Annotated in this window: 4 protein-coding genes; 2 read left to right on the plus strand and 2 right to left on the minus strand. The window is 68.7% G+C overall.

Features of this window, described 5'->3' with window-relative positions; all coding sequences use genetic code 11:
- Position 1: 1 nt before the first annotated feature.
- Positions 2-913 carry an SH3 domain-containing protein gene (locus DBR34_RS05640; RefSeq protein WP_308812514.1) on the plus strand — a complete coding sequence of 304 codons (912 nt, stop codon included), beginning with the start codon at positions 2-4 and terminating at the stop codon, positions 911-913.
- Positions 914-920: 7 nt separating this feature from the next.
- Here the strand turns inward: DBR34_RS05640 and DBR34_RS05645 are convergent, their stop codons facing one another.
- Together DBR34_RS05645 and DBR34_RS05650 are read right to left on the minus strand one after the other, a co-directional pair.
- Complete coding sequence (locus DBR34_RS05645) at positions 921-1,232, minus strand: hypothetical protein (protein WP_128096041.1); 312 nt, start codon at positions 1,230-1,232, stop codon at positions 921-923.
- Between the two features lie 18 nt (positions 1,233-1,250).
- Positions 1,251-1,541 carry a hypothetical protein gene (locus tag DBR34_RS05650; protein WP_128096042.1) on the minus strand — a complete coding sequence of 97 codons (291 nt, stop codon included), beginning with the start codon at positions 1,539-1,541 and terminating at the stop codon, positions 1,251-1,253.
- Positions 1,542-1,657: 116 nt separating this feature from the next.
- Between DBR34_RS05650 and DBR34_RS05655 the strand changes: the two genes are divergently transcribed.
- Positions 1,658-3,379 carry a thiamine pyrophosphate-dependent enzyme gene (locus DBR34_RS05655; RefSeq protein WP_128096043.1) on the plus strand — a complete coding sequence of 574 codons (1,722 nt, stop codon included), beginning with the start codon at positions 1,658-1,660 and terminating at the stop codon, positions 3,377-3,379.
- Positions 3,380-3,663: the final 284 nt, after the last annotated feature.

A 3,663-nucleotide genomic window follows, 5' to 3' on the forward strand; every position in this document is an offset into this window, starting at 1 on the left:
TATCGTTCTGATCCCGGGCGCCAGCGTGGCGCGGCAGGATGCAGCAATGAACACGATCAAGGGCGGGCGACATGCGGTGCTGGGCGCCGCGCTGCTGTGGATGGGCGTGACGGCGGCCGCGCCAGCAGCCGATGGCCCGGTGCTGCGCATGGAGGTGGCGCCGGGCCAAGTGGCGACCGCGCGGGTGGAAGCGCAGGGCACCCTGGCGCTGCTGCTGCCGTCGGGCCGCCAGCAGCGGCTGGACGGCGTGGCCGATGCCGATGGCGGTGCGCGGCTGAGTCAGCTGGACGTCGATTTCGATGGCCATCCCGAGCTGGTGGCGCGCGCCTCGGTCGGGCAGGTCAACGAAGCGGTGGCGGTCTACCGGTTCGACAGCCAGCAGGCGCGGTTCGTGCCACTGGCACTGCCTGCCAGTTCGCACGAGCAATGCGGCGGGCTGATGGGCCTGGATGTGGACGCTGCCAACCGCACCCTGAGCAGCAGCTGCCGCAGTGGCCCGATGTGGTACGTGGACCTGTACCGCTACCACGACGGGCGGCTGTATCTGTACCGCGCCGAGCGCACCCTGATGCTGGGCGACGCGCTGGAGGCGACGATCTTCGTCAAGCAGACCGCCGAGAGTGGCCCGATGGCGGTCTGGAGCACGTTTGACCCTGCCGGCAACGTGCTGGAAACGGCCATCTCCGACGGGCTGGTGGCCCCACGCAGTGACCGGCGGCTGCTGGCCTTCAGCGGCCAGGTAGTGCCGGCACGGCTGCCGTTGTATGCCCGGCCCGGCGACACCGCCACCCGCCGCCATCTGGTGCGCGATGACCGGGTGGAACTGCTGGATGAAAAGGACGGCTGGGTGAAGGTGCGCTACGCCAACCCCACCCGGGGCGACATTTTCGGCTGGGTCAACGCGAACCCCTGAGCGTTGCTCAGTCGCCCTCGCATTGGATGTGCAGGCCGTGGCGCTGCGCCTGGTCGAACAGCAGGATCAGGCGCAGGCCGACCTCGGCCAGCGGCCCTTCCGCGCCATCGGGCTCGTCCAGCAGCCGGCCGATCACTTCCTGCATCAGCGCGGCGGCCTGCCCGGGCGAGATCCGCGGCGCGCCGTAGAATTCGCTCAACAGCCGCGCAAGCTGCGGGTAGCGGCGGCTGTCGGGGCTGAGAATGGCCTCTTCGTTCGTGTCGATCCACGCATGCCGCATGCGCGGGCCCGCGTCGTCCAGATACAGGTCAAATGCCATGCGTGCCTCCCGGAAGGCTCAACGGTGCTGCCAGCTCACCGGCTGGCCGTGGCGCTGGCCGGTGGCCAACAGCAGCAGGAGCCGCAGGCCGCTGCGGCGGATGATCGGATCGGTGGGATCCTGCAGGGCCAGGCAGGCCAGCAGTTCGTCCATTGCCGTTGGCAGCTCGCCGGGCGCAATTCCACCGCGCGGTGCATGCAGCAGCTGCGCCAGCCACGGATGCGCCGCCGGGTCGATGCCGTGCAGCCACTGCTGCTCATGGAAGGACAGGAACTGCTGCGCGGTGGCGCAGCGCAGAACGATCTGCATGGGCCTGAAGGCCAGTGAACGGGCCGGCCAATGTATAGGCATTTCACACCCCGTGCCTACAGGGAGATCACCTGCGGCTGGCTAGGCTGGGGTCCCCCGTCCAAGGCTGTTCCCCCATGAGCAAGCGCGTTGCCGAGATCGTGGTTGAAACTCTCCAGGCTGCCGGTGTCCGTCATTGCTACGGCATCGTCGGCGATACCCTCAACTACGTCACCGATGCCATCCACCACAGCGATATCGAGTGGGTGCACATGCGGCATGAGGAAGTGGCCGCGTTCGCCGCCGGCGCCGAATCGCTGATCAGCGGGCAGCTCACCGCCTGCGCCGGTTCGTGCGGGCCGGGTGGTCTGCATTTCATCAACGGCGTGTTCGAAACCAACCGCAACCGCGCGCCGATGGTGCTCATCGCCAGCCAGGTGGTGACCGCCGAGCTGGGCATGGAGTTTCCGCAGGAGGTCGATTTCAAGGCGGTGTATGCCAGCTGCAGCGTGTTCTGCGAGCAGGTGCACAGCCCCGAACAGGCGCGCCGCGTGGTGGCGCTGGCCTGCCAGGCAGCCATCAGCCGGCGCGGCGTGGCGGTGGTGATCCTGCCGGCCGACATCAGCGAAGCGATGGTCAAGCACGATGTGCCGTTCTCGGTGCACTACACCCAGCCGGTGCTGCGTCCCAGGGATGAAGAACTGCAGCGCATTGCGGCGCTGATCGGCGAGGGCAAGCGCGTGGGCATCTACGCCGGGGCCGGCTGCGAGCATGCGCACGACGCGCTGGTAGCGCTGGGCGAGCGGCTGCAGGCGCCGATCGCGCACACCTCGCGGGCCAAGGATTTCGTCGAGCATGACAACCCGTACAACATGGGCATGACCGGCATCTTCGGGATCGAATCGGGGTATCACACGCTGATGGCCTGCGACACGCTGCTGCTGCTCGGCGCCGATTTCGCGTGGGGCCAGTACTACCCGGACAAGGCCACGCTGATCCAGGTGGATCGTGACGGCAGCCACCTCGGTCGGCGCCATCCGGTGACGCTGGGCGTGGTGGGCGACATCGGCCCGACGCTGGAGGCCCTGCTGCCGATGCTGCCGCCGCGGCAGGACCGCAGCTTCCTGGACGAGTGCATCGAACACCGCGACAAGGCACTGGCCACGCGCGAGAAGGAAGAGCAGCCGGGCGAGGGCGAGCTGATCCATCCGCAGCACCTCACCGCGTTGATCAACCGCCACGCCACCGACGATGCGCTGTTCACCGCCGACGGTGGCTCGCCGATGGTGTGGATTCTGCGCCACATCCGCACCAACGGCCGCCGCCGCACCCTGACCAGTTTGCTGCACGGCACGATGGCCAACGCCATGCCGCAGGCACTGGGTCTGCAGAAGGCCTATCCGGGCCGGCAGGTGATCTCGCTGTCGGGCGATGGCGGCATTGCGATGCTGCTGGGTGACCTGCTTACCGCCGTGCAGGAAAACCTGCCGATCAAGGTGGTGGTCTACAACAACAGCTCGCTGAACTTCGTGGAGCTGGAGCAGAAGGTGGAAGGCCTGCTGGACAACTACACCGACCTGAAGAACCCCGATTTCGGCCGCCTGGCCGAGGTGATCGGCTTCTACGGGCGCACCGTGACCCGCTCGGAGGACCTGGAGCAGGCGGTGAAGGATTTCCTGGCCCACCCGGGCCCGGCGCTGCTGGACGTGCACACCAGCCCGACCGAGCTGGTGATGCCGCCGCAGGTGGAAGCCAAGCAGGTGGCCGGCACCGCGCTGTATGCGGCCAAGGCGTTGCTGAGCGGGCGGGTGGGCGACGTGCGCGACCTGCTGGCCAACAATTTCCTCAACAAGCCGTGAGCCGGTCCAGCGCCGGACGCACCGGGTAGCGCCGGCCGCTGGCCGGCTCCCGACACCGTCGCACGCACCAGGTAGTGCCGGCCGCTGGCCGGCTCCCGACATCGTCGCACGCACCAGGTAGTGCCGGCCGCTGGCCGGCTCCCGACGCCGCCGGACGCACCAGGTAGTGCCGGCCGCTGGCCGGCTCCCGAGAACGCCAGACGCATCCTGCGGAGCCGGCCAGCGGCCGGCACTACCGGGTGCGGCGTCCTCCCAAGATCCGGGCAGTGGCTCCCGCCCAGGCC

The sequence above is a fragment of the Stenotrophomonas sp. HMWF003 genome (assembly GCF_003061285.1).
Classification (GTDB): domain Bacteria; phylum Pseudomonadota; class Gammaproteobacteria; order Xanthomonadales; family Xanthomonadaceae; genus Stenotrophomonas; species Stenotrophomonas maltophilia_AP.

Excerpts from the sequence above, each read along its gene's own strand:
- DBR34_RS05645 (WP_128096041.1), bottom strand. The coding sequence starts at position 1,232 with ATGGCATTTGACCTGTATCTGGACGACGCGGGCCCGCGCATGCGGCAT.
- DBR34_RS05650 (WP_128096042.1), bottom strand. The coding sequence starts at position 1,541 with ATGCAGATCGTTCTGCGCTGCGCCACCGCGCAGCAGTTCCTGTCCTTC.
- DBR34_RS05655 (WP_128096043.1), top strand. The coding sequence starts at position 1,658 with ATGAGCAAGCGCGTTGCCGAGATCGTGGTTGAAACTCTCCAGGCTGCC.